Genomic DNA, 20,217 nt, shown 5'->3' with positions numbered 1-20,217 from the left:
CAATTGTGTTACATTGGGCTTACCTTTTGTTTCAATCTTATAAATCAGAATAAGTAGACTCTTTATTGAACCGGGCGTCGAGTCCGCTAAACATGGAAGATTATAATGAAAATCAATAAAACCCTACTTACTCTATCTCTTCTTGCTGCCTCAACATTTTCTCAAGCTGGTGAAGTGGAAGTGCTTCACTGGTGGACTGCTGGTGGTGAAGCAAAATCCGCTGCAGTACTTAAAGAGATGATTGAAGAACAAGGTCATACTTGGAAAGATTTTGCTGTTGCTGGTGGCGGCGGTGAAAGTGCGATGACCGTTTTAAAAACACGAGCAGTATCTGGTAATCCACCATCTGCTGCGCAGATCAAAGGTCATGATATTCAGGAGTGGGGTGGTTTAGGTTTTCTAACGTCTCTCGATGCAACCGCGAAACAAGAAAAGTGGGATGACTTACTACCCGCTGTTGTTACCAAAGTGATGAAATGGGACGGCGAGTACGTAGCGGTTCCTGTGAACGTTCACCGTGTTAACTGGCTTTGGGCAAACCCAGAAGTGCTCGAAAAGTCGGGTGTGACGGTTCCAACCACATTAGATGAGTTCTTTGCTGCTGCAGATAAGATCAAAGCTGCAGGTTTCATTCCTCTAGCGCACGGCGGTCAACCTTGGCAAGACGCAACAGTCTTCGAAGCCGTGGCACTTGATGTACTTGGTAGTGAAGACTACAACAAAGCGTTCGTTGATCTAGATATGGACGTGTTATCTGGCGATAAAATGGTCGAAGTGTTCACCAAGTTCAAAAAGATGCGTGACTACATCGACAGCAACTCTCCAGGTCGTGACTGGAACGTAGCAACCTCAATGGTTATCAATGGTGAAGCGGCAATGCAAATCATGGGTGACTGGGCGAAGGGCGAGTTTACAGCGGCAGGTAAAGTGCCAGGTAAAGACTACATCTGTGCACCAGCTCCGGGCACTGACGGCCAATTTACCTTCAATATCGATAGCTTTGCCTTCTTCGAGCTAGGCGATAAAGAGAATCAAAAAGCGCAACAAGATCTTGCGAAAACCATTCTTACTAAAGACTTCCAAGAGGTCTTCAACCTAAACAAAGGCTCGATTCCAGTGCGCCTCGATATGGACATGTCTAAGTTCGACCAATGTGCGTTGGATTCAATGGCAACCTTCAAAGCAAGTGCGGAATCTGGCGACCTTGTACCGAGTATGGCTCACGGCCTAGCAACGACAAGCTACGCTCAAGGCGCTATCTATGACGTTGTGACCAACTTCTTCAATGAGAAAGATGCTGATCCTAAAGAGGCAGCAGCTAAGTTAGCGAAAGCAGTAAAAGCCGCTATCTAATCTCATTTGGTCTAGTACCAAACCCCCAGGGTGGGTAGGTTCGTAGGGAGCCTATCCGCTCTTCACCTCAATTCTGATATGCGTGATGCTGATGTGGTGCCGAGAGGTAAGCCATTGGCTTAATTGTGCAACAAGGAAAAGTTATGGAGCATGTTTTGACTGAGTCGACTCCAAAACCGACAAGGAGCCAGCCTGCACCAAAGCCCAGTTTTGCTGACAGGTTACAACATTGGTTACCTAAGATTGTGTTGGCACCGACCGCGTTGGTGACCGTGGTATGTATCTACGGCTACATATTCTGGACGGCAGCGCTGTCGTTTACTAATTCTCGATTTCTACCGAGCTTCAATTTTGTTGGCTTTACTCAATATGAAAAGCTGATGGAGAACGATCGCTGGATCACCTCAATCACCAACCTCGGTGTGTTCGGGATCCTATTCATGGTGATTGCTATCGTATTGGGTGTCGGTTTGGCGATTTTGCTTGACCAAAACATCCGTCAAGAAGGCGCGATTCGTACCATCTATTTATATCCAATGGCGCTGTCATTCATCGTGACGGGTACCGCTTGGAAGTGGATTTTGAATCCGGGCCTAGGTATTGAGAAATTGATGCAAGATTGGGGCTTTAGCGACTTTAAATTTGACTGGTTGGTGGACTCTGAAATGGCGGTCTACACCTTAGTGATTGCCGCGCTTTGGCAGTCGTCAGGCTTTGTGATGGCGATGTTCTTAGCTGGCCTACGTGGTATCGATTCCTCCATCATTAAAGCCGCACAAATTGATGGGGCAAGCTTACCCACTATTTATCTCAAAATCATTTTACCTTGCTTGCGACCTGTGGTTTTCAGCGCGGTGATCATAACTTCTCACATTGCGATTAAGAGCTTCGACCTTGTGACGGCGATGACAGCAGGTGGACCAGGGTATTCCTCGGATCTTCCGGCGCTATTTATGTATGCACACTCATTTACACGTGGACAAATCGGCCTCGGTGCCGCCAGTGCGATGATGATGCTTGCCGGTATTTTAGCGATTCTGGTGCCTTATCTTTACTCAGAGCTTAGGGAGAAAAAGTCATGATGAACAACATCAACTTTGCTCGAATGTTTATCTATTCGGCGCTGCTTTTCTTCTGCTTGGTTTACCTAATGCCGCTGTTCGTAATGGTACTAACCTCATTCAAAACCTTGCCAGATATTAAGGCTGGTAACTTGATGAGTTTACCCAAAGAGTGGGTGTTCGATGCTTGGTACAAAGCGTGGGACAGCGCGTGTACTGGCGTGAAATGTGAAGGGGTGAAAGGCTATTTCTGGAACTCATTCCAAATGGTGATTCCTGCGGTCGCTATCTCAACACTACTAGGCGCATTCAATGGCTATGTGGTCACTAAGTGGCAGTTCCGTGGTTCAAACCTGTTCTTTAGTTTACTGCTATTCGGTTGCTTCATTCCATTCCAAGTGGTGCTGTTACCGATGGCGACGGTACTGGGCAAAATGGGTTTAGCAAACACTACAGTTGGTCTGGTACTTGTGCACGTTATCTACGGCATGGCATTTACGACTCTGTTTTTCCGGAACTTCTACATCTCGATTCCTGATGAATTGATCAAAGCGGCAAAGCTTGATGGCGCTGGCTTCTTTACCATCTTCTTCAAGATCTTATTACCGATCTCCACGCCGATCATTATGGTGACGGTGATCTGGCAGTTTACTGCTATTTGGAATGACTTCTTGTTTGGAGTGGTCTATTCCGGCTCAGAAACTCAGCCGATTACCGTGGCATTAAATAACTTGGTGAACACCAGCACTGGCGTTAAAGAATACAACGTCGATATGGCAGCTGCGATCATCGCCGCACTGCCAACGCTGTTGGTGTATGTCTTCGCAGGAAAATATTTTGTTCGTGGCCTAACGGCAGGATCAGTAAAAGGATAATTACCCATGGCAACATTAGATTTAAAACAGATCCGTAAAACCTATCGCAACGCGGACAACGAAACGTTAAAGGGCATCGACATTAGTATCGATTCGGGGGAGTTCTTGATACTTGTCGGCCCTTCGGGGTGTGGAAAATCCACCCTAATGAATACCATTGCTGGGCTAGAAAACATTAGTTCAGGTGAAATCGTGATTGATGGTGTCGACGTGGCTCAGGTTGAGCCCAAAGACCGCGACATCGCGATGGTGTTCCAGTCGTACGCACTTTACCCAAACATGACGGTACGTGGCAATATCGCCTTCGGCTTGAAGATCCGTAAGATGCCTCAAGACGAGATCGATGCTGAGGTGAATCGAGTCGCTGAAATGTTGCAAATCGAACAACTGCTGGACCGCAAACCATCACAGCTATCGGGTGGTCAGCGTCAACGTGTCGCGATGGGGCGTGCTTTAGCGCGTCGTCCTAAGCTGTACTTGTTTGATGAGCCACTTTCTAACTTGGATGCCAAGCTACGTGTGGAAATGCGCCATCAGATTAAGCGTCTGCATCAAAAGCTCAGCACCACGATTGTTTATGTAACCCATGACCAAATCGAGGCAATGACGCTGGCTGATCGTATCGCAGTAATGAAAGATGGTGAGCTGCAACAGTTAGGCACACCACAAGAGATCTACACTAAGCCAAGCAACATGTTTGTGGCAGGCTTTATGGGTTCACCATCAATGAATTTCATCAAGACTATGGTGGATCTCGACGAAGAGCAGAACCCGATCATCAAGGTTATTGGTACGGCTGATCAGGAGCACCATATTCGTCTGCCACAAAGCATGCGTGAACAAGACGGCAAAGAAGTTGTGATTGGCCTGCGTCCAGAGCACATTACTGAGCAACAAGGCGATGATCTGTCGGCAACCACTAAACTGGACTTACAGTTGGAAGTGCTAGAACCGACAGGGCCAGATACGATTGCGATGGTGAAGGTGAACGACCAAGAAGTGGCGTGTCGCTTATCACCGGAATTTGAAGTGTCGGTAGGGCAGATGGCACCGCTGCATTTTGACCTGTCGAAAGCGGTATTCTTTGATGCACAGACTGAAGCGAGAATTGATTTCTAGTTTTTGAGTCAGTAGTCCAATGAGAGGCTAAGCTTGAACAAAGGCAGTATCACTAACTTATAATGAGTAACGTGATGCTGTCTTTTTTGTTGTTTTAGCTTGTTTTATTTCCTCGTGAAAACAGAGGGATAAACGAGATAATCAGATTAACTGAAATAATATCGCCAATTAGTCACGGTTAGCTCTATAAAGCGGACTGAGAACAGCGTAGGATCGCGCTACTTTAGACCCAATACTAGGTGCACTTTTGTGCATAGACAGAATAAAACATGAAACTAACAGCAAAACCCTCCGCTAGTAACGCTCTACTTATCTCTATTACGACACCTGACTTTAAAGGTGACGAAGCAAAAGAGTCTCTTGCTGAACTTGCTCGATTAGTGACAACCCTAGGGTTTAAAGTGGTCGGTACTCAGTCACAACACCACAGTTCCACCCAACGACAAAACGTATTGGGTGCCGGTAAGCTTGCAGAAATTGCTCACCTAACCGGTTACCAAGGCTCGATTCAAGAAGTGGAAGACGAAGACTTCATTGATGAGTCTTTTGATTTTCATGCTGGTATTGATGAACTCGATTTTGATGACCTGCCATCTGAAGAGGTGGAGTTTGGTACTGCTGATGTTGTGGTATTTGACTGTGATTTGAGCCCATCTCAACTACGCAATGTTGAGGCTCACTTAGGTGTCGAAGTGTTTGACCGTACCGGTATCATCATCGAAATTTTCAGTCGCCACGCTCGTACTCGTACCGCACGTCTGCAAGTAGAAATTGCTCGCCTAAACTACTTAGTACCTCGACTTCGTGAAACAGCAGACGGTGACAAAGAACGTCAAATGGGTCAGGGTGCTGGTGAAACCTCACTAGAGCTTGACCGTCGTAAAGTACGTGACCAAATTGCTGCGCTTAAGCGTGAGCTGGTAAGCGTACAAGATGAAATGAAGAACCGACGCACAAAGCGTTCGGAACTTTTCACTGTTGCTCTAGTTGGTTACACCAACGCGGGTAAATCTTCGATGATGCGTGCAATGACCGCAACCGAAGTGAGTGGTGAAGACAAGCTGTTCGCAACCCTAGATACCACGGTTCGTGCACTTCAGCCGATCACTCAGCCGCGTATCTTAGTGTCAGATACGGTTGGTTTTATCAAGAAGCTGCCACATGATCTGGTTGCTTCATTCCACTCAACGCTTGCAGAAGCACACGACGCGTCACTACTGCTTTATGTGGTTGATGCTTCTGACGTTTCATTCCGAGCACAGCTTGATGTGGTACATGAAGTATTAGCGCAAGTGGGTGTTGAAGGTAGCGAAAAACTATTGGTACTGAACAAGTGCGATAGATTGAGCGAAGAAGAGCAGTTAGAGCTGATTGAAGAGTTCCCAGATGCAATGCTGACGTCAACTCGCGACCCACTGGATATAACCAAGCTTCATAAGTACATCGTGGGTGTGGCTGAGCAAGGAATGATCGAAGAAGAGATCACCATTCCTTATTCTGGGCAAGGCATCATCGGTGAGATCCGCTCTAATATGAGTGTAGTGAAGGAAGAGTACGACTACGAGTGCATTAAGCTGACAGTACGTTCAAGTGCTATTGATTTAGCAAGACTTAAAAAGCGTATGCAGAACTCGTAATCATCTGTTTCAGATAATATTTCAATATCCTATTAAGATAACCAGCTCTAAAGAATCTCTATATAAGGCTGCCATTTTGTTTACCGAAGTGGTGGCCTTTATTTTTCCTCCTAACCTTTATTTCATCATTGGTAGTTTGGTCAACTCTCACCCATTTATAAATATTCTATGGGTCATTTCCCACCCATTAATATTATTGGCTGAGCTCCCTGATGAGCGGCTTGATATTACCAAGCCTTATGGTTAAAGGATTGTTAATGGTTTGTGTCAATATGGCGCGTTAATTGCCTTAGTGAAAGCACGCAGTTCCCATTGAAGGGCTGCTTTGTTTACTAAGGAGAATAATAATGTTTAAGCCTCTTACTCTGCTGTCTGTATCTGCTCTGGCACTCACCAGTTTTAATGCTGCTGCAAACTGTGATCCAGGTGAAATCGTGATTAAATTCAGTCATGTAACCAATACGGATAAGCACCCGAAAGGCATCGCTGCTTCTCTACTTGAAGAGCGAGTAAACACGGAAATGAATGGTAAAGCTTGTATGCAAGTTTTCCCTAACTCGACGCTTTACGATGATAACAAGGTACTGGAAGCCCTGTTAAATGGTGATGTTCAAATGGCGGCACCTTCGTTGTCTAAATTTGAGAAGTTCACTAAGAAATACCGCATTTTTGACCTTCCGTTCCTGTTTGAAGATGTAGAAGCCGTTGACCGTTTCCAAAACTCAGAATCTGGTGAAAAGCTGAAGAACGCAATGAAGCGTCGTGGTCTTCAAGGTTTGGCATTCTGGCACAATGGCATGAAGCAGATGTCTGCGAACAAGCCACTACTAACCCCTGCAGATGCAGAAGGTTTGAAGTTCCGTGTTCAAGCGTCAGACGTATTGGTAGCTCAGTTTGAGCAGTTAGGTGCTAACCCTCAGAAAATGTCGTTCAAAGAAGTATATGGCGGCCTGCAAACTAAGGTTATCGATGGTCAAGAGAACACTTGGTCAAACATCTACGGTAAGAAGTTCTTCGAAGTACAAGACGGCGTGACTGAAACCAATCACGGCATTTTGGATTACCTAGTGGTAACGTCAAACGACTTCTGGAAAGACCTACCTGAAGATGTACGTACACAGCTTGGCACCATCGTCCAAGAAGTCTCTGAAACTCGTAACGCTGAATCTTCAAAAGTTAACCTAGCGAACAAAAACAACATCATCGAAGCTGGTGGTGAGGTTCGTACGTTGACGCCTGAACAGCGTCAAGCATGGGTAACAGCACTTCAACCAGTATGGAAGAAGTTTGAAAAAGACATCGGTTCAGATCTTATCGATGCAGCATTAGCTTCAAACCAATAACACCGCTATAGGGCGGCGGCTCCCTACCGCTGCCCTTTATTAAAACAATTATAAGCGGAGCATTTTATGGAACAGTCTCAAATGGAACAGTCTTTATTTTCCAAAGTCGGAAGAGTCACCGATTTAATTGAAGAGTCTTTAATAGCCTTCTTTCTGGGTGCAATGACCCTACTAACTTTTGCGAACGTGGTCTTTCGATACGCGTTCAATGACAACATTTTATGGGCATTGGAACTGACGGTATTCATGTTTGCATGGATGGTACTGGTTGGCGCTTCTTACGGCGTTAAAAAGCACTTTCACATTGGCGTTGATGTCATCATCAACCTTGCCCCTGAAAAGCTACGCAAAGTGTACGCGTTAATTGCCGTCACTAGCTGTCTTGCCTTTTCAATCTTACTTCTCATCGGTTCATGGAATTATTGGTACCCATTCGCGATTGATCGCGCATGGTATGAAACTGATGATATCCCAATGCCAGAGATGCTGCAGTTCTTAGCTGACTGGCTGAATGAAGGTGAGCGATACGAGAAACTACCACGCTTTATCCCTTACATGGCGTTGCCGATTGGTATGGCATTACTAACGTTCCGATTCATTCAAGTTGCTTACCAAGTTGTGACGGGCAAACTCGACCGCATGATTGCAGGTCATGAAGCCGAAGAAGAGTTGGATGCGTTGAAAGCGGATGTACTTGCGGGTTCTGACGAAGACGCGACTGCAGTATTGGATTCGACTACGAACAACAAGACCAGCGCGTCGGGTACAAAGCCTAACGGTAAGGAAGACTAATCATGGCAATGTTATTTCTATTTTTGATGGTAATTGCTTTTATGTTGGTCGGTGTGCCAATTGCGATTTCCTTAGGTTTATCAAGCATCCTGTTTTTGTTGATGCATTCAGATGCGTCATTGGCATCGGTCGCACAAACTCTGTTTAACGCCTTTGCTGGCCACTACACATTGTTAGCGATTCCTTTCTTTATTTTGGCCTCGAGCTTTATGTCTACTGGTGGCGTGGCGAAACGAATTATCCGCTTTGCTATCGCGATGGTTGGCTGGTTCCGCGGTGGCTTGGCGATGGCGTCGGTTGTGGCATGTATGATGTTCGCAGCGTTGTCTGGCTCTTCACCTGCGACGGTAGTAGCGATTGGTAGTATCGTTATCGCAGGTATGATCAAAAACGGTTATTCGAAAGAGTTTGCTGCAGGGGTTATCTGTAATGCAGGCACTTTGGGTATTTTGATCCCGCCATCGATCGTAATGGTGGTATACGCGGCGGCAACCGATGTATCGGTAGGTCGTATGTTCCTTGGTGGCGTGATTCCGGGTTTGTTGGCTGGTGTGATGTTGATGATCGCTATCTACATTGCAGCACGCATTAAGAAGATTCCAGCGCAACCATTTGTGGGTTGGGGTGAGATGTTCGCAGCCGCTAAAGACGCAAGCTGGGGTTTGCTACTGATCGTCATCATTCTTGGTGGTATCTACGGTGGTATCTTTACCCCGACAGAAGCAGCTGCAGTAGCGGCGGTGTATGCCTTCTTTATTGCCAACTTTATCTATAAAGACATGGGGCCGTTTGCGGATAAGAGCAACACCAAGCCAGCGCTGGTTAAAGTGTTCCAAACCTTCTTTCATAAAGATACCAAAGACACACTCTATGATGCGGGTAAGCTGACGATCATGCTGCTGTTTATCATTGCTAATGCTCTGATTTTGAAGCACGTGCTGACAGAAGAACGTATTCCTCAGATGATTACCGAATCTATGCTCTCTGCGGGCTTAGGGCCGATCACCTTCTTGATTGTGGTGAACGTACTGCTCTTGATTGGTGGTCAGTTCATGGAGCCATCAGGCCTTCTGATCATCGTTGCTCCGCTAGTATTCCCAATTGCTATCGCGCTTGGTATTGACCCAATTCACCTTGGTATCATGATGGTGGTGAACATGGAAATAGGGATGATAACACCGCCAGTGGGACTCAACTTGTTTGTAACTGCAGGGGTTGCCAAGATGTCGATGATGAATGTGGTCAAAGCGGCACTGCCTTGGGTTGGCGTAATGTTCCTGTTCTTGATAATCGTAACTTACGTGCCTTGGGTATCGACATGGTTACCAACCACCTTGATGGGACCGGAGATCATAACCAAGTAGTTGCTTGAACGTTTCATTGACATGGCATTCAATTCATAAAAAATGAGGAGGTCTTTAGACCTCCTCATCTATGTGTCTTCCTCGCTTAACATGAGGATTGATCTGTTCGTATAGCGCTCTTTTCGCTTCCAATTCCGGCGTGTTTAAGTCGAGATGTTCATCGGTATAGTAAATGCCATCTATCTCGAAAGTGTCGCTAATCGAAGGAACTCTAGTTTTCTCACCCATAGCCATATCCTTATTATATTTATTGCATAACATCCTGTTATTGAAATAAGTATAGGTGATCTTGCTCGCAAATCTAATTTAGTTTGGTTCCGCCTTAAATGACTCTTTAGATAGCTGATGTTTTTGCATCTTATCGTAGAGTGTTTTTCTTGGTAGCTGCAGCCTTTCCATTGTCTCTTTGATACTACCGTTACATTCGATAAGCACTTGCTTTAACGTGTTTTTTTCAAATTCTGATACTAACTCGGCCAAAGACATTTGTTGGGCGGTTGTATTAGCGTTATCTGATAGGTGAGAAAGCTTACCTAAAAGGACAAAACGTTCTGCAGTGTTACGTAATTCACGCACATTTCCCGGCCAATCATGCGCTAAAAGGGCGTGTAATTCACTTTGTGGTAGAGCTGGGGCGGTTTTGCCATAGCGAGCGGCAGCGACCAACAAGAAGTGGTGGAACAGGGCTGGGATGTCTTCTTGTCTGCTTCTCAACGGTGGTAAATCTAAGGTCACAACGTTAAGTCGATAATAGAGATCCTGGCGGAAAGTACCTTCTTCAGCAGCCTTCTTTAGGTCGACTTTAGTGGCCGCAATCACGCGGATATCCAGAGGCACTAATCCGTTTGAGCCCACCCTTTCGATAACGCGTTCTTGCAATACTCGTAGCAGGCGTATCTGTGCTTGCATCGGCATGGACTCTATTTCATCCAAGAACAGGGTTCCGCCCTGAGCAAACTCAAACTTACCCACACGTTTACTCTCGGCGCCTGTGAATGCGCCTTTTTCATGACCGTAGAGCTCACTCTCAATTAGGTTTTCAGGAACGGCACCACAGTTTACAGCGACAAAGTTTTGTTCTCTGCGGCTGCTTTGCTCATGTAGGGACCGCGCGACCAGTTCTTTACCTGTGCCTGTCTCTCCAAATAACAAGATATCGGCGTTGGTGTCGGCGACATGGGTAATCACAGAGCGAAGCTCAGTCATGGTCTGAGTATCACCAATGATTCTCGGCCCAAGAGTTTTACTGGCTTTGAGTGAGCGTTTGAGTTCAAGGTTTTCCAAAGTCAGCTGGCGCTTTTCAATGGCGCGTTTGGTTGTCTCGATTAAGCGCTCATTGGCAAAAGGCTTCTCGATAAAATCGTAGGCGCCGTCTTGAATCGCTTGTACCGCCATCGAGATGTCACCGTGTCCTGTGATCATGATGACGGGAATCTCTTTGTCTTTATGCATGACAGTGTTGAGCAAGTCATGGCCAGAGATACCGGGTAGACAGATATCGGTAATGATCACATGAGGTAACCCGTTCTCTTGAATCGCGAGCAAAGCTGATTCCGCATCGGGAAAGAATTCGGCGTCAATATCCGCGAGCTCAAAGCTCTGCTCAATCGCTATTCTTAGGTCAGATTCATCATCAATGAAGTAGACGTGACACATAGTTATTCCTTTAATTTTCCATAACTGATTATCGCTGAGTTCATATGCTAGGCCGTAAATCTGCGGGTTAGCCTCAGTCTGTTGTTTTTGTCTTTGCAGTTCTTGCTCTTACTGTTGCTCAATAACGGGTAACTCAATGCTAAATCGAGCACCACCTTGTGGACTGGTTCCCGTCGTGAGCTTGCCGTTGATCCCACTGATTATTTGCTGAGATATCGATAAGCCTAACCCAAGCCCGTTCTTCTTGGTGGTATGGAAAGGCTCGAAAAAGTTACCGCTTGATGAAGACGTAAAGCCAGGCCCGTTGTCATCGATGTGAATCAGTAGCGTGTTATCTTGAGCCTCATCCGTTTCTTTGATTTCTAACAAGATGGCTAATTGCTTATCGTCTTGCTCTTCCATTGCCTGAACAGCATTAGTGAGTAGGTTGATGATGACTTGTTCCAGTTGAATGGCGTTAGCGAGTACACAGACATCGAAGGTTTCGGGCAGCTCATTAAGCTTAACTCGCTCGCTTTTGAACTGTGGCTTCATCAGTTCTTTAGATGAGTGAAGAATGGGCAGTATTTGTAAGGTGTGCAGCTCTTCGGCGGTCGATTTTTTAGCAAAGGAGCGAAGCTGGTGGCTGATTTTCGCCATACGATCGGTGAGTGCTGAAATACGCGATAAGTTGTCATCGACTCGATCTATTTTCTCTTTGGCCAGAAACAGTCGCCCATTGTCGGCGTAGCTGCGAATGGCCGCGAGAGGGTTGTTCAACTCATGACTAATACTGGCTGACATCTGACCTAATACCGCTAGCTTGGCTGCTTGAATGAGCTCGTCTTGGGTGTGTCTCAATACTCGCTCGGTTTCGATACGTTGCTTGATCTCTCCATGCAACTCAGAGGTTCTTTCGAGTACTTGAAACTCTAGTTTCTGATTCGCTTCAGACTGTAATCTGTCGATCTGAGCGCGTCGGTGTTGGCGATGAAGGTTAAGCTGAATGACCAGATAAATGATCGCGAATACTAAGCTTAATACCACCATGTAGGCTACCAAATCCCACCAAACCAAGTGTGTAGGAGAGAAGACCCTGACCGTTAATCCAGGGTCAGGTAGAAAGCGTGAAGAGGTAAAAAACTTTTCTCTAACTAAAGGATGAGATGAACGAATGCTGCTGGTCGCGCCCTCTAGATCGCCAGAGAAGTGAAGGCTTTCAATCTGGGTATCGAGATATTGCTGATTCTCCCGAATGCGAGCTTGTTGTGCATTATCGAGAGGCTGAAGACTTTTGAATAGCCATTCAGGATTGCTAGACATAAAGATAATCTGGTCTTTATCATCCGCGACAAAAAAGCTCTGTTTGCCTTGCCAGCTTGCTTCTATCGAAGATAAATCCATTTTTACCACAATTACACCAATGATTTCAGCAGCATAAGAGACCGGGTAAGAGTAATAGTAGCCTCTCTTTCCTGAAGTCGAACCTAAAGCAAAGTACTGCTTTTCATGTCCTTGAATGGCTTGTTGGTAATAAGGGCGAAAGGCAAAGTTACGCCCAACAAAAGAATGTTTTAGATTCCAGTTACTGGCTGCGATAGTGGTACCGATGCTATCCAATAAATAGGTGTCAGACGCCTGAATAACAGTGTTGACGTGCTCTAGATAGCGATTGGTGAGTTCAATTTGAGCAGTGTTGCTTGGTGAGTGCAGGGCATCAACCAGCTCTTTATCCTTCGAAAGTAGCTCAGGGATATGGGCAAACTTATCCAATTGGCTGGCAATGTGGACGGAAAAGCGGTCTAAGTTAGATTGGTGATCATTTAACAAACTTTGATGGCTCGTATTCCATACCCAGTGACCACCAAGGATCATCAAGACGCTGTAGGCGATCAATAACAGGATACGAATTCTCGAAGCTTGAAACATGTTGGTTCTCCGCTAAATCGGGGCGACAATATAAAGCCTGCTTTCTCTCATTCATTACAGCAATTAGCGGTAGTTTTTGCTGAAAATAGAGAGCTAGTAGATGGAGTTAGGTTAAGGCTTTGTAACGGAGATTGTTGAAAAAGTTATCGACTCTGAGGGGTAAAACAAGAGCAAGATCTCTTTTTAAGGTTTTTAGCAAAAAAAGCCCTCGATTCCCTTGAAAAAGTCGCTATTGTCCCCATTTCTGTTGTGCTAAGTGATGTTCTGAACGTTTTTGTATCATTTAGTTGGACGAATTTAGAGCATTCATCATCAAGCAGAGGTGAACGGCTCGACAGAGATTAAACAGATCGCTAGAATGTCGCGTCTAAAATTTCTGTCCTGAGGCTAATCGGAGATACCTTTCTTGTTTCCGAAAACAAGCTTCGCAGCTTTTTAATAGCGAGTGAATACTGAGCTATTAACAAGTATGTGAAGATGAAGATATCGCTGATTAGTCTGGTGTTTGGTTGAATGATCAATTCAAACATCAATGCTCGATTTTAAATTAGGTGTTCGGATAGAGCACTACACAAGGATGCAGCCAACAACGTCGGCTTTTGAATTAAAGCTAAGTTACGGCTCATATGCTCAGATTACTGAGCCAGTTTTGAGGTTTATATAATGCAAGTTACTGTTGAAACGCTAGAAGGCCTAGAGCGCCGTCTTAATATTACTGTTCCTGCTGCTAACATCGAAGATGCAGTTACAGCTGAACTACGCAACATCGCGAAAAACCGTCGTTTCGATGGTTTCCGTAAAGGCAAAGTGCCAATGAAGATGGTTGCTAAAATGTACGGCAAAGCAGTACGTCAAGACGTGATGGGCGAAGTAATGCAACGTCACTTCATCGAAGCGATCGTTAAAGAGAAAATCAACCCAGCTGGCGCACCAACTTTCGCACCAGTTGAAAACAACGAAGGCGCTGACCTAGTATTCAACGCAACTTTTGAAGTTTACCCAGAAGTTGAGCTGAAAGGTCTAGAAAACATCACTGTTGAGAAACCAGCAGTAGAAGTTAAAGACGCAGACGTTGAAGAGATGATCGAAACTCTACGTAAGCAACAAGCAACTTGGACTGAAGTTGACACTGCAGCTGACGCTGGTTCTCGTGCAACTATCGACTTCGTTGGTTCTATCGACGGTGAAGAGTTCGAAGGCGGTAAAGCTGAGAACTTCCCACTAGAGATGGGCGCTGGTCGCATGATCCCTGGTTTTGAAGACGGTATCGTTGGTAAAACAGCAGGTATGGAATTCGAAATCGACGTAAACTTCCCAGAAGATTACCACGCTGAAAACCTAAAAGGTAAAGCAGCTAAGTTTGCAATCAAAGTAAACAAAGTTGAAGCTCGTGAACTTCCAGAACTAAACGAAGAATTCGTTGCTAAGTTCGGCGCAACTGACGGCGTTGAAGGTCTTAAAGCTGAAGTTCGTAAGAACATGGAGCGTGAGCTTAAGCAAGCTGTTAAGAACCGCATCAAAGAGCAAGCTATCGACGGTCTAGTTAACGAAAACAACATCGACGTACCTTCTGCTCTAATCGATCAAGAGATCGGTGTTCTACGTCAACAAGCTGCTCAACGTTTCGGTGGCAACACTGAAGCTGCTGACCAACTTCCACGTGAGCTGTTCGAAGAGCAAGCTAAACGTCGCGTAGTTGTAGGTCTTCTACTTGGTGAAGTAATCAAGACTGAAGAGCTAAAAGCTGACGACGAGAAAGTTAAAGCTATCATCGAAGAGATGGCTACAGCATACGAAGATCCATCTGAAGTTATTGCTTACTACGAGCAAAACGAGCAAATGATGAACAACATGCGCAACGTTGCTCTAGAAGAGCAAGCTATTGATGCAATCATCGCTAAAGCTCAAGTTTCTGATAAAGAAGTTAGCTTCAACGAGCTAATGAATCAGCAACCTGCTTAATATAGTAATATCTGACGTAGAAGGTTGACGTACGGTCAACAATTCTGCTAACAATGGTCCGTATGATTTTATCATTCGGGCCATTTATTTTAGGGACATAAGAATATGAGCTACCAAGAAAAAAATACAATGCCATCGATTATGGACGCACTAGTTCCTATGGTGGTTGAACAGACTTCCCGTGGTGAACGTTCTTACGATATTTATTCTCGTCTATTAAAAGAACGAATCATTTTCTTAACAGGTCAAGTGGAAGACCACATGGCAAATCTTGTCGTGGCTCAACTGCTTTTCTTGGAATCTGAAAACCCAGACAAAGATATCTACCTTTACATCAACTCGCCGGGCGGCAGCGTAACAGCAGGTATGTCAATCTACGACACAATGCAGTTCATCAAGCCAAACGTGAGCACAGTATGTATGGGTCAAGCTTGTTCTATGGGTGCATTCTTACTAGCGGGTGGTACTCCAGGTAAGCGTCACGTGCTTCCAAACTCACGCGTAATGATTCACCAGCCACTTGGCGGCTTCCAAGGCCAAGCATCTGATATTCAGATTCACGCGCAAGAGATCCTAACGATCAAACAAAAGCTAAACAAACTATTGGCAGAGCACACTGGTCAGCCTCTAGAAGTTGTTGAGCGTGATACAGATCGTGACAATTTCATGTCTGCTGATCAAGCAGTAGAATACGGTTTAGTGGATTCAGTTCTTAATCACCGCGGTCAATAATTGCAGGGCAATTGTTTGACGCAAAGTGATGCAAATTGATATACACTCAAACCATAGAGAGTAAAGGCTAAGAGGTTAGCGAATGACAGATAAAAGCAAAGAGGGTGGTAGCGGTAAACTGCTTTACTGCTCTTTCTGTGGCAAAAGCCAGCACGAAGTTCGCAAGTTAATCGCAGGTCCTTCTGTTTACATTTGTGATGAATGTGTCGATCTTTGTAACGACATTATTCGTGAAGAAATCAAAGATGTTCTTCCTAAGAAAGAATCTGAATCGCTGCCAACGCCGCGTGAGATTCGTGAGCACCTTGATGACTATGTAATCGGTCAAGAATACGCGAAAAAAGTGCTAGCAGTTGCAGTATATAACCACTACAAGCGTTTACGTAATGGTGATACGACAGCTGAAGGCGTAGAACTAGGTAAGAGTAACATTCTTCTTATCGGTCCTACCGGTAGTGGTAAAACGCTACTGGCTGAAACACTGGCTCGTTTCCTAGACGTTCCTTTCACAATGGCAGACGCAACTACACTAACCGAAGCGGGTTACGTGGGTGAAGATGTTGAAAACATCATCCAGAAGTTGCTTCAGAAATGTGATTACGACGTAGCGAAAGCGGAACGCGGCATTGTTTACATCGATGAAATCGACAAGATTTCTCGTAAAGCTGAAAACCCATCAATCACGCGTGACGTGTCTGGTGAAGGTGTACAGCAAGCTCTACTAAAACTTGTTGAAGGTACAGTTGCTTCTGTTCCACCACAAGGTGGTCGTAAGCATCCACAGCAAGAGTTCTTGCAAGTGGACACGTCTAAGATTCTATTTATCTGTGGTGGTGCATTTGCCGGCCTAGATAAAGTGATTGAACAACGTGTAGAGACAGGTTCTGGTATCGGCTTTGGCGCTGAAGTGCGTTCAAAAGACGAAACCAAAACTATTGGTGAACTGTTCACTCAAGTAGAACCTGAAGATCTAGTGAAGTACGGTCTAATTCCAGAATTCATTGGTCGCCTACCTGTTACGACAACACTGACAGAGCTTGATGAAGAAGCGCTAATCCAAATCCTTTGTGAGCCAAAGAATGCACTTACTAAACAGTACGCAGCATTATTTGAGCTAGAGGATACAGAGCTTGAGTTCCGCGAAGACGCGTTACGTGCGATTGCTAAGAAAGCGATGAGCCGTAAAACGGGTGCTCGTGGTCTACGTTCTATTTTGGAAGGTGTTCTGCTAGAAACGATGTACGAACTGCCATCTTCAACTGATGTAAGCAAGGTTGTGATTGATGAGTCGGTAATCAATGGTGAGTCAGAACCACTATTGATTTACAGCAACTCAGATAACCAAGCAGCTGTTGCAGAGTAGGTCTTTTTTAGACAAGTCACTCAAATTGAAAAAGGAGGTAAGCAATTACCTCCTTTTTTTTATTCTTCCATTGAATCCAGTCGTTTAAGCCCCATATACTGCTTTATAAGTTAAAGCGGAAGAGAGAAATATATGAACTTGGAACGTTCCGAGCGTATCGAAATCCCCGTGCTACCTCTACGTGATGTAGTGGTTTACCCACACATGGTTATTCCATTGTTTGTTGGTCGTGAAAAATCGATTACTTGCCTAGAGTCGGCAATGGAAGCTAACAAACAAGTACTACTTGTTGCGCAGAAAGAAGCGGACACTGATGAGCCTTCAATTGACGACCTATTTAAAGTAGGTACCGTCGCTACCATTCTTCAGTTACTTAAGCTCCCTGATGGTACAGTTAAAGTACTTGTCGAAGGTCAGCAGCGTGCAAAAATTCACCAATTCAAAGAGAGTGAGTTTTTCCTAGCGGATGCCGAATACGTTGTTACCTCAGAACTTGACGAAAAAGAACAAGAAGTGGTTGTTCGCAGTGCGATCAATCAATTCGAAGGCTTTATTAAGCTAAACAAAAAGATTCCACCAGAGGTTCTAACCTCTCTGAATGGGATTGATGAAGCTGCTCGTCTTGCAGATACCATCGCAGCACACATGCCACTTAAACTTGTAGACAAACAGCACGTACTAGAAATTCTAGATGTGACTGAGCGTCTAGAGTTCCTGATGGGCCAAATGGAATCAGAAATTGATATCCTGCAGGTTGAAAAACGCATCCGTGGCCGTGTTAAGAAGCAGATGGAAAAATCTCAGCGTGAGTACTACCTGAATGAGCAAATGAAAGCGATTCAGAAAGAACTTGGCGAGATGGATGACGCTCCAGACGAATTCGAGACTCTGAAGAAGAAGATCGAAGAGTCAAAAATGCCTCAAGAAGCTCGTGAAAAAACCGAGCAAGAACTGCAAAAACTGAAAATGATGTCGCCTATGTCTGCTGAAGCAACAGTAGTACGTAGCTACATCGATTGGATGGTTGGCGTTCCTTGGGCTAAACGCTCAAAAGTTAAGAAGAATCTAGCGAAAGCGGAAGAGATCTTAAACGAAGATCACTACGGCTTAGAGCGTGTTAAAGAACGTATTCTTGAGTACTTGGCGGTACAGAACCGTATCAATAAGCTGAAAGGTCCAATCCTTTGTCTTGTTGGTCCTCCTGGTGTGGGTAAAACGTCATTAGGTCGCTCTATCGCGGCTGCTACAGGTCGTAAGTACACGCGTATGGCACTAGGTGGCGTTCGTGATGAGGCTGAGATTCGTGGTCACCGTCGTACCTACATTGGTTCTCTTCCGGGTAAATTAATCCAGAAGATGTCTAAAGTTGGTGTTAAGAACCCACTGTTCCTATTGGATGAGATCGATAAGATGTCTTCTGATATGCGTGGCGACCCATCTTCAGCACTTCTTGAAGTACTGGATCCAGAACAAAACAACGCGTTTAACGATCACTACCTAGAAGTAGATTACGATCTGTCAGACGTTATGTTCGTGGCAACATCGAACTCGATGGACATCCCTGGCCCACTATTGGACCGTATGGAAGTGATTCGTCTGTCTGGTTACACAGAAGATGAAAAGCTGAATATTGCTAAGAGCCACCTGCTAGATAAGCAAGTTAAGCGCAACGGTCTAAAACCTCATGAGATTGAGATTGAAGACTCTGCAATCATCGGCATTATTCGTTACTACACGCGTGAAGCGGGTGTACGTAGCCTAGAGCGTGAAATCTCTAAGATCTGCCGTAAAGCAGTGAAGAACATCCTGCTAGACAGCGATCTTAAGTCTGTAACGGTTAACATGGATAACCTGAAAGAGTACTTAGGCGTTCAACGTCACGACTTCGGTAAAGCGGATGAGAGCAACCGTATTGGTCAAGTAACAGGCCTAGCGTGGACTCAAGTTGGTGGTGACTTGCTGACTATCGAAACCGAAGCAATGCCGGGTAAAGGTAAGCTAACGCAAACCGGTTCTCTTGGCGATGTGATGAAAGAGTCTATCCAAGCTGCGATGACGGTAGTTCGTTCTCGTGCAGAAAAACTGGGTATTAACTCAGATTTCTATGAGAAACGCGACATTCACGTTCACGTACCTGAAGGTGCAACACCGAAAGATGGTCCAAGTGCGGGTATCGCAATGTGTACTGCGCTTGTTTCTAGCTTAACGGGTAATCCTGTGAAAGCTGAGGTCGGTATGACAGGTGAAATTACCCTTCGTGGTGAAGTTTTACCTATCGGTGGCTTGAAAGAGAAACTGCTTGCAGCACACCGCGGCGGCATCAAAACGGTACTGATTCCGAAAGACAATGAGCGTGATTTGGAAGAGATTCCAGACAACGTAATCGCTGACTTGAAGGTGATCCCAGTTCAGTGGATTGACGAAGTACTGAAAGTAGCGCTAGAACGAGATCCGTCAGGGGTCGAGTTTGACGTGAAAAAATAGTGATGCATAGCAAAAATAAGTAAAGAATTACGCTGATAGGCCCGAAAAGGCTTGTCAGCGTTTTTTTTGGACGCTAAGTTATTGATCAAAGCGGCAGCCCTTTTGCAATAAGGGTTGCGGCTAAATTAAAACCAAAATGGAACGTACAGTCATCGAGAAGTAGTCACAGATGACACATAGGGGAAAAACAGTGAATAAAACACAACTAGTAGAATCAATCGCAGAAAACGCAGACATCTCTAAAGCTTCAGCTGGTCGCGCTCTAGACGCTTTCATCGAAGCAGTTGGCACAACGCTACAATCAGGTGACCAAGTTGCACTTGTTGGCTTTGGTACTTTCAGTGTTCGTACTCGTGCTGCTCGTACAGGTCGTAACCCAAAAACTGGTGAAGAGATCCAAATCGCAGAAGCTAAAGTACCTGGCTTCAAAGCGGGTAAAGCACTTAAAGACGCATGTAACTAATTTCTACTGCTGAAACCTCGATTTTAAAGAGGGGAAGGCAGTAAAATGCGTTTACTGTTTGAAAAATGATGTTTCATTCTTAAACAGTATATGTGCGAAGCACAT

Annotated in this window: 16 protein-coding genes and 1 pseudogene; 14 read left to right on the top strand and 3 right to left on the bottom strand. The window is 45.1% G+C overall.

Features of this window, described 5'->3' with window-relative positions; all coding sequences use genetic code 11:
- Positions 1-105 precede the first annotated feature (105 nt).
- The 8 genes from F0228_RS19535 to F0228_RS19500 all read left to right on the top strand — a co-directional run bounded on the left by F0228_RS19535 (position 106) and on the right by F0228_RS19500 (position 9,544).
- The gene (locus F0228_RS19535) at positions 106-1,353 is read left to right on the top strand and encodes an ABC transporter substrate-binding protein (protein WP_105059180.1); all 1,248 of its coding nucleotides are present in this window, start codon (positions 106-108) and stop codon (positions 1,351-1,353) included.
- 143 nt (positions 1,354-1,496) lie between these two features.
- Entirely contained in the window at positions 1,497-2,435 is a 939-nt protein-coding gene (locus F0228_RS19530) for a sugar ABC transporter permease (RefSeq protein WP_171762666.1), read from the top strand.
- Entirely contained in the window at positions 2,432-3,289 is an 858-nt protein-coding gene (locus F0228_RS19525; protein ID WP_008218366.1) for a carbohydrate ABC transporter permease, read from the top strand. Before F0228_RS19530 ends, F0228_RS19525 begins: the two co-directional genes overlap by 4 nt.
- Before the next feature lie 6 nt (positions 3,290-3,295).
- Entirely contained in the window at positions 3,296-4,408 is a 1,113-nt protein-coding gene (gene ugpC, locus F0228_RS19520; RefSeq protein WP_061033667.1) for a sn-glycerol-3-phosphate ABC transporter ATP-binding protein UgpC, read from the top strand.
- Between the two features lie 269 nt (positions 4,409-4,677).
- A complete protein-coding gene (gene hflX, locus F0228_RS19515; protein WP_171762665.1) occupies positions 4,678-6,045 on the top strand; it encodes a GTPase HflX in 1,368 nt (455 codons plus the stop codon).
- Positions 6,046-6,392: 347 nt separating this feature from the next.
- Positions 6,393-7,388, top strand: coding sequence for a TRAP transporter substrate-binding protein (locus tag F0228_RS19510; RefSeq protein WP_061033666.1), 996 nt, complete (start codon positions 6,393-6,395; stop codon positions 7,386-7,388).
- 66 nt (positions 7,389-7,454) lie between these two features.
- Positions 7,455-8,180 (top strand): TRAP transporter small permease, encoded by a 726-nt coding sequence (locus F0228_RS19505; protein ID WP_171762664.1) that lies wholly within the window; start codon positions 7,455-7,457, stop codon positions 8,178-8,180.
- 2 nt (positions 8,181-8,182) lie between these two features.
- Positions 8,183-9,544, top strand: coding sequence for a TRAP transporter large permease (locus F0228_RS19500; protein ID WP_008218377.1), 1,362 nt, complete (start codon positions 8,183-8,185; stop codon positions 9,542-9,544).
- A gap of 54 nt (positions 9,545-9,598) precedes the next feature.
- On the opposite strand, the gene F0228_RS19495 is transcribed toward F0228_RS19500, so the two are convergent.
- From F0228_RS19495 to F0228_RS19485, 3 genes are all read right to left on the bottom strand, one after another.
- The gene (locus F0228_RS19495) at positions 9,599-9,772 is read right to left on the bottom strand and encodes a hypothetical protein (protein WP_008218379.1); all 174 of its coding nucleotides are present in this window, start codon (positions 9,770-9,772) and stop codon (positions 9,599-9,601) included.
- A 78-nt stretch (positions 9,773-9,850) separates the two neighbouring features.
- Positions 9,851-11,200 carry a sigma-54 dependent transcriptional regulator gene (locus F0228_RS19490; RefSeq protein ID WP_061033663.1) on the bottom strand — a complete coding sequence of 450 codons (1,350 nt, stop codon included), beginning with the start codon at positions 11,198-11,200 and terminating at the stop codon, positions 9,851-9,853.
- Between the two features lie 108 nt (positions 11,201-11,308).
- A complete protein-coding gene (locus F0228_RS19485) occupies positions 11,309-13,108 on the bottom strand; it encodes an ATP-binding protein (RefSeq protein ID WP_171730088.1) in 1,800 nt (599 codons plus the stop codon).
- 162 nt (positions 13,109-13,270) lie between these two features.
- Here F0228_RS19485 and F0228_RS26005 point away from each other — a divergent pair.
- The 6 genes and pseudogenes from F0228_RS26005 to F0228_RS19460 form a co-directional block, all read left to right on the top strand.
- Positions 13,271-13,453, top strand: a pseudogene (locus F0228_RS26005) (hypothetical protein); the annotation flags it as partial.
- 318 nt (positions 13,454-13,771) lie between these two features.
- On the top strand, positions 13,772-15,070 hold the full coding sequence (gene tig / locus F0228_RS19480) for a trigger factor (RefSeq protein ID WP_004739926.1): 1,299 nt from the start codon (positions 13,772-13,774) through the stop codon (positions 15,068-15,070).
- A gap of 105 nt (positions 15,071-15,175) precedes the next feature.
- On the top strand, positions 15,176-15,802 hold the full coding sequence (gene clpP, locus F0228_RS19475) for an ATP-dependent Clp endopeptidase proteolytic subunit ClpP (protein ID WP_004736080.1): 627 nt from the start codon (positions 15,176-15,178) through the stop codon (positions 15,800-15,802).
- Between the two features lie 82 nt (positions 15,803-15,884).
- Positions 15,885-17,165 (top strand): ATP-dependent protease ATP-binding subunit ClpX, encoded by a 1,281-nt coding sequence (gene clpX / locus F0228_RS19470; RefSeq protein ID WP_008220631.1) that lies wholly within the window; start codon positions 15,885-15,887, stop codon positions 17,163-17,165.
- 132 nt (positions 17,166-17,297) lie between these two features.
- Positions 17,298-19,649, top strand: a complete 2,352-nt coding sequence (lon, locus tag F0228_RS19465) for an endopeptidase La (protein ID WP_102425398.1) — start codon at positions 17,298-17,300, stop codon at positions 19,647-19,649.
- Positions 19,650-19,818: 169 nt separating this feature from the next.
- Positions 19,819-20,112, top strand: coding sequence for an HU family DNA-binding protein (locus tag F0228_RS19460; protein WP_012604504.1), 294 nt, complete (start codon positions 19,819-19,821; stop codon positions 20,110-20,112).
- Positions 20,113-20,217: the final 105 nt, after the last annotated feature.

Source organism: Vibrio sp. 99K-1 (assembly GCF_013114585.1).
GTDB classification, from domain to species: domain Bacteria; phylum Pseudomonadota; class Gammaproteobacteria; order Enterobacterales; family Vibrionaceae; genus Vibrio; species Vibrio chagasii_B.
Note: the sequence above shows the minus strand (reverse complement) of the source record. Positions and strands in the feature narration are given on the sequence as shown.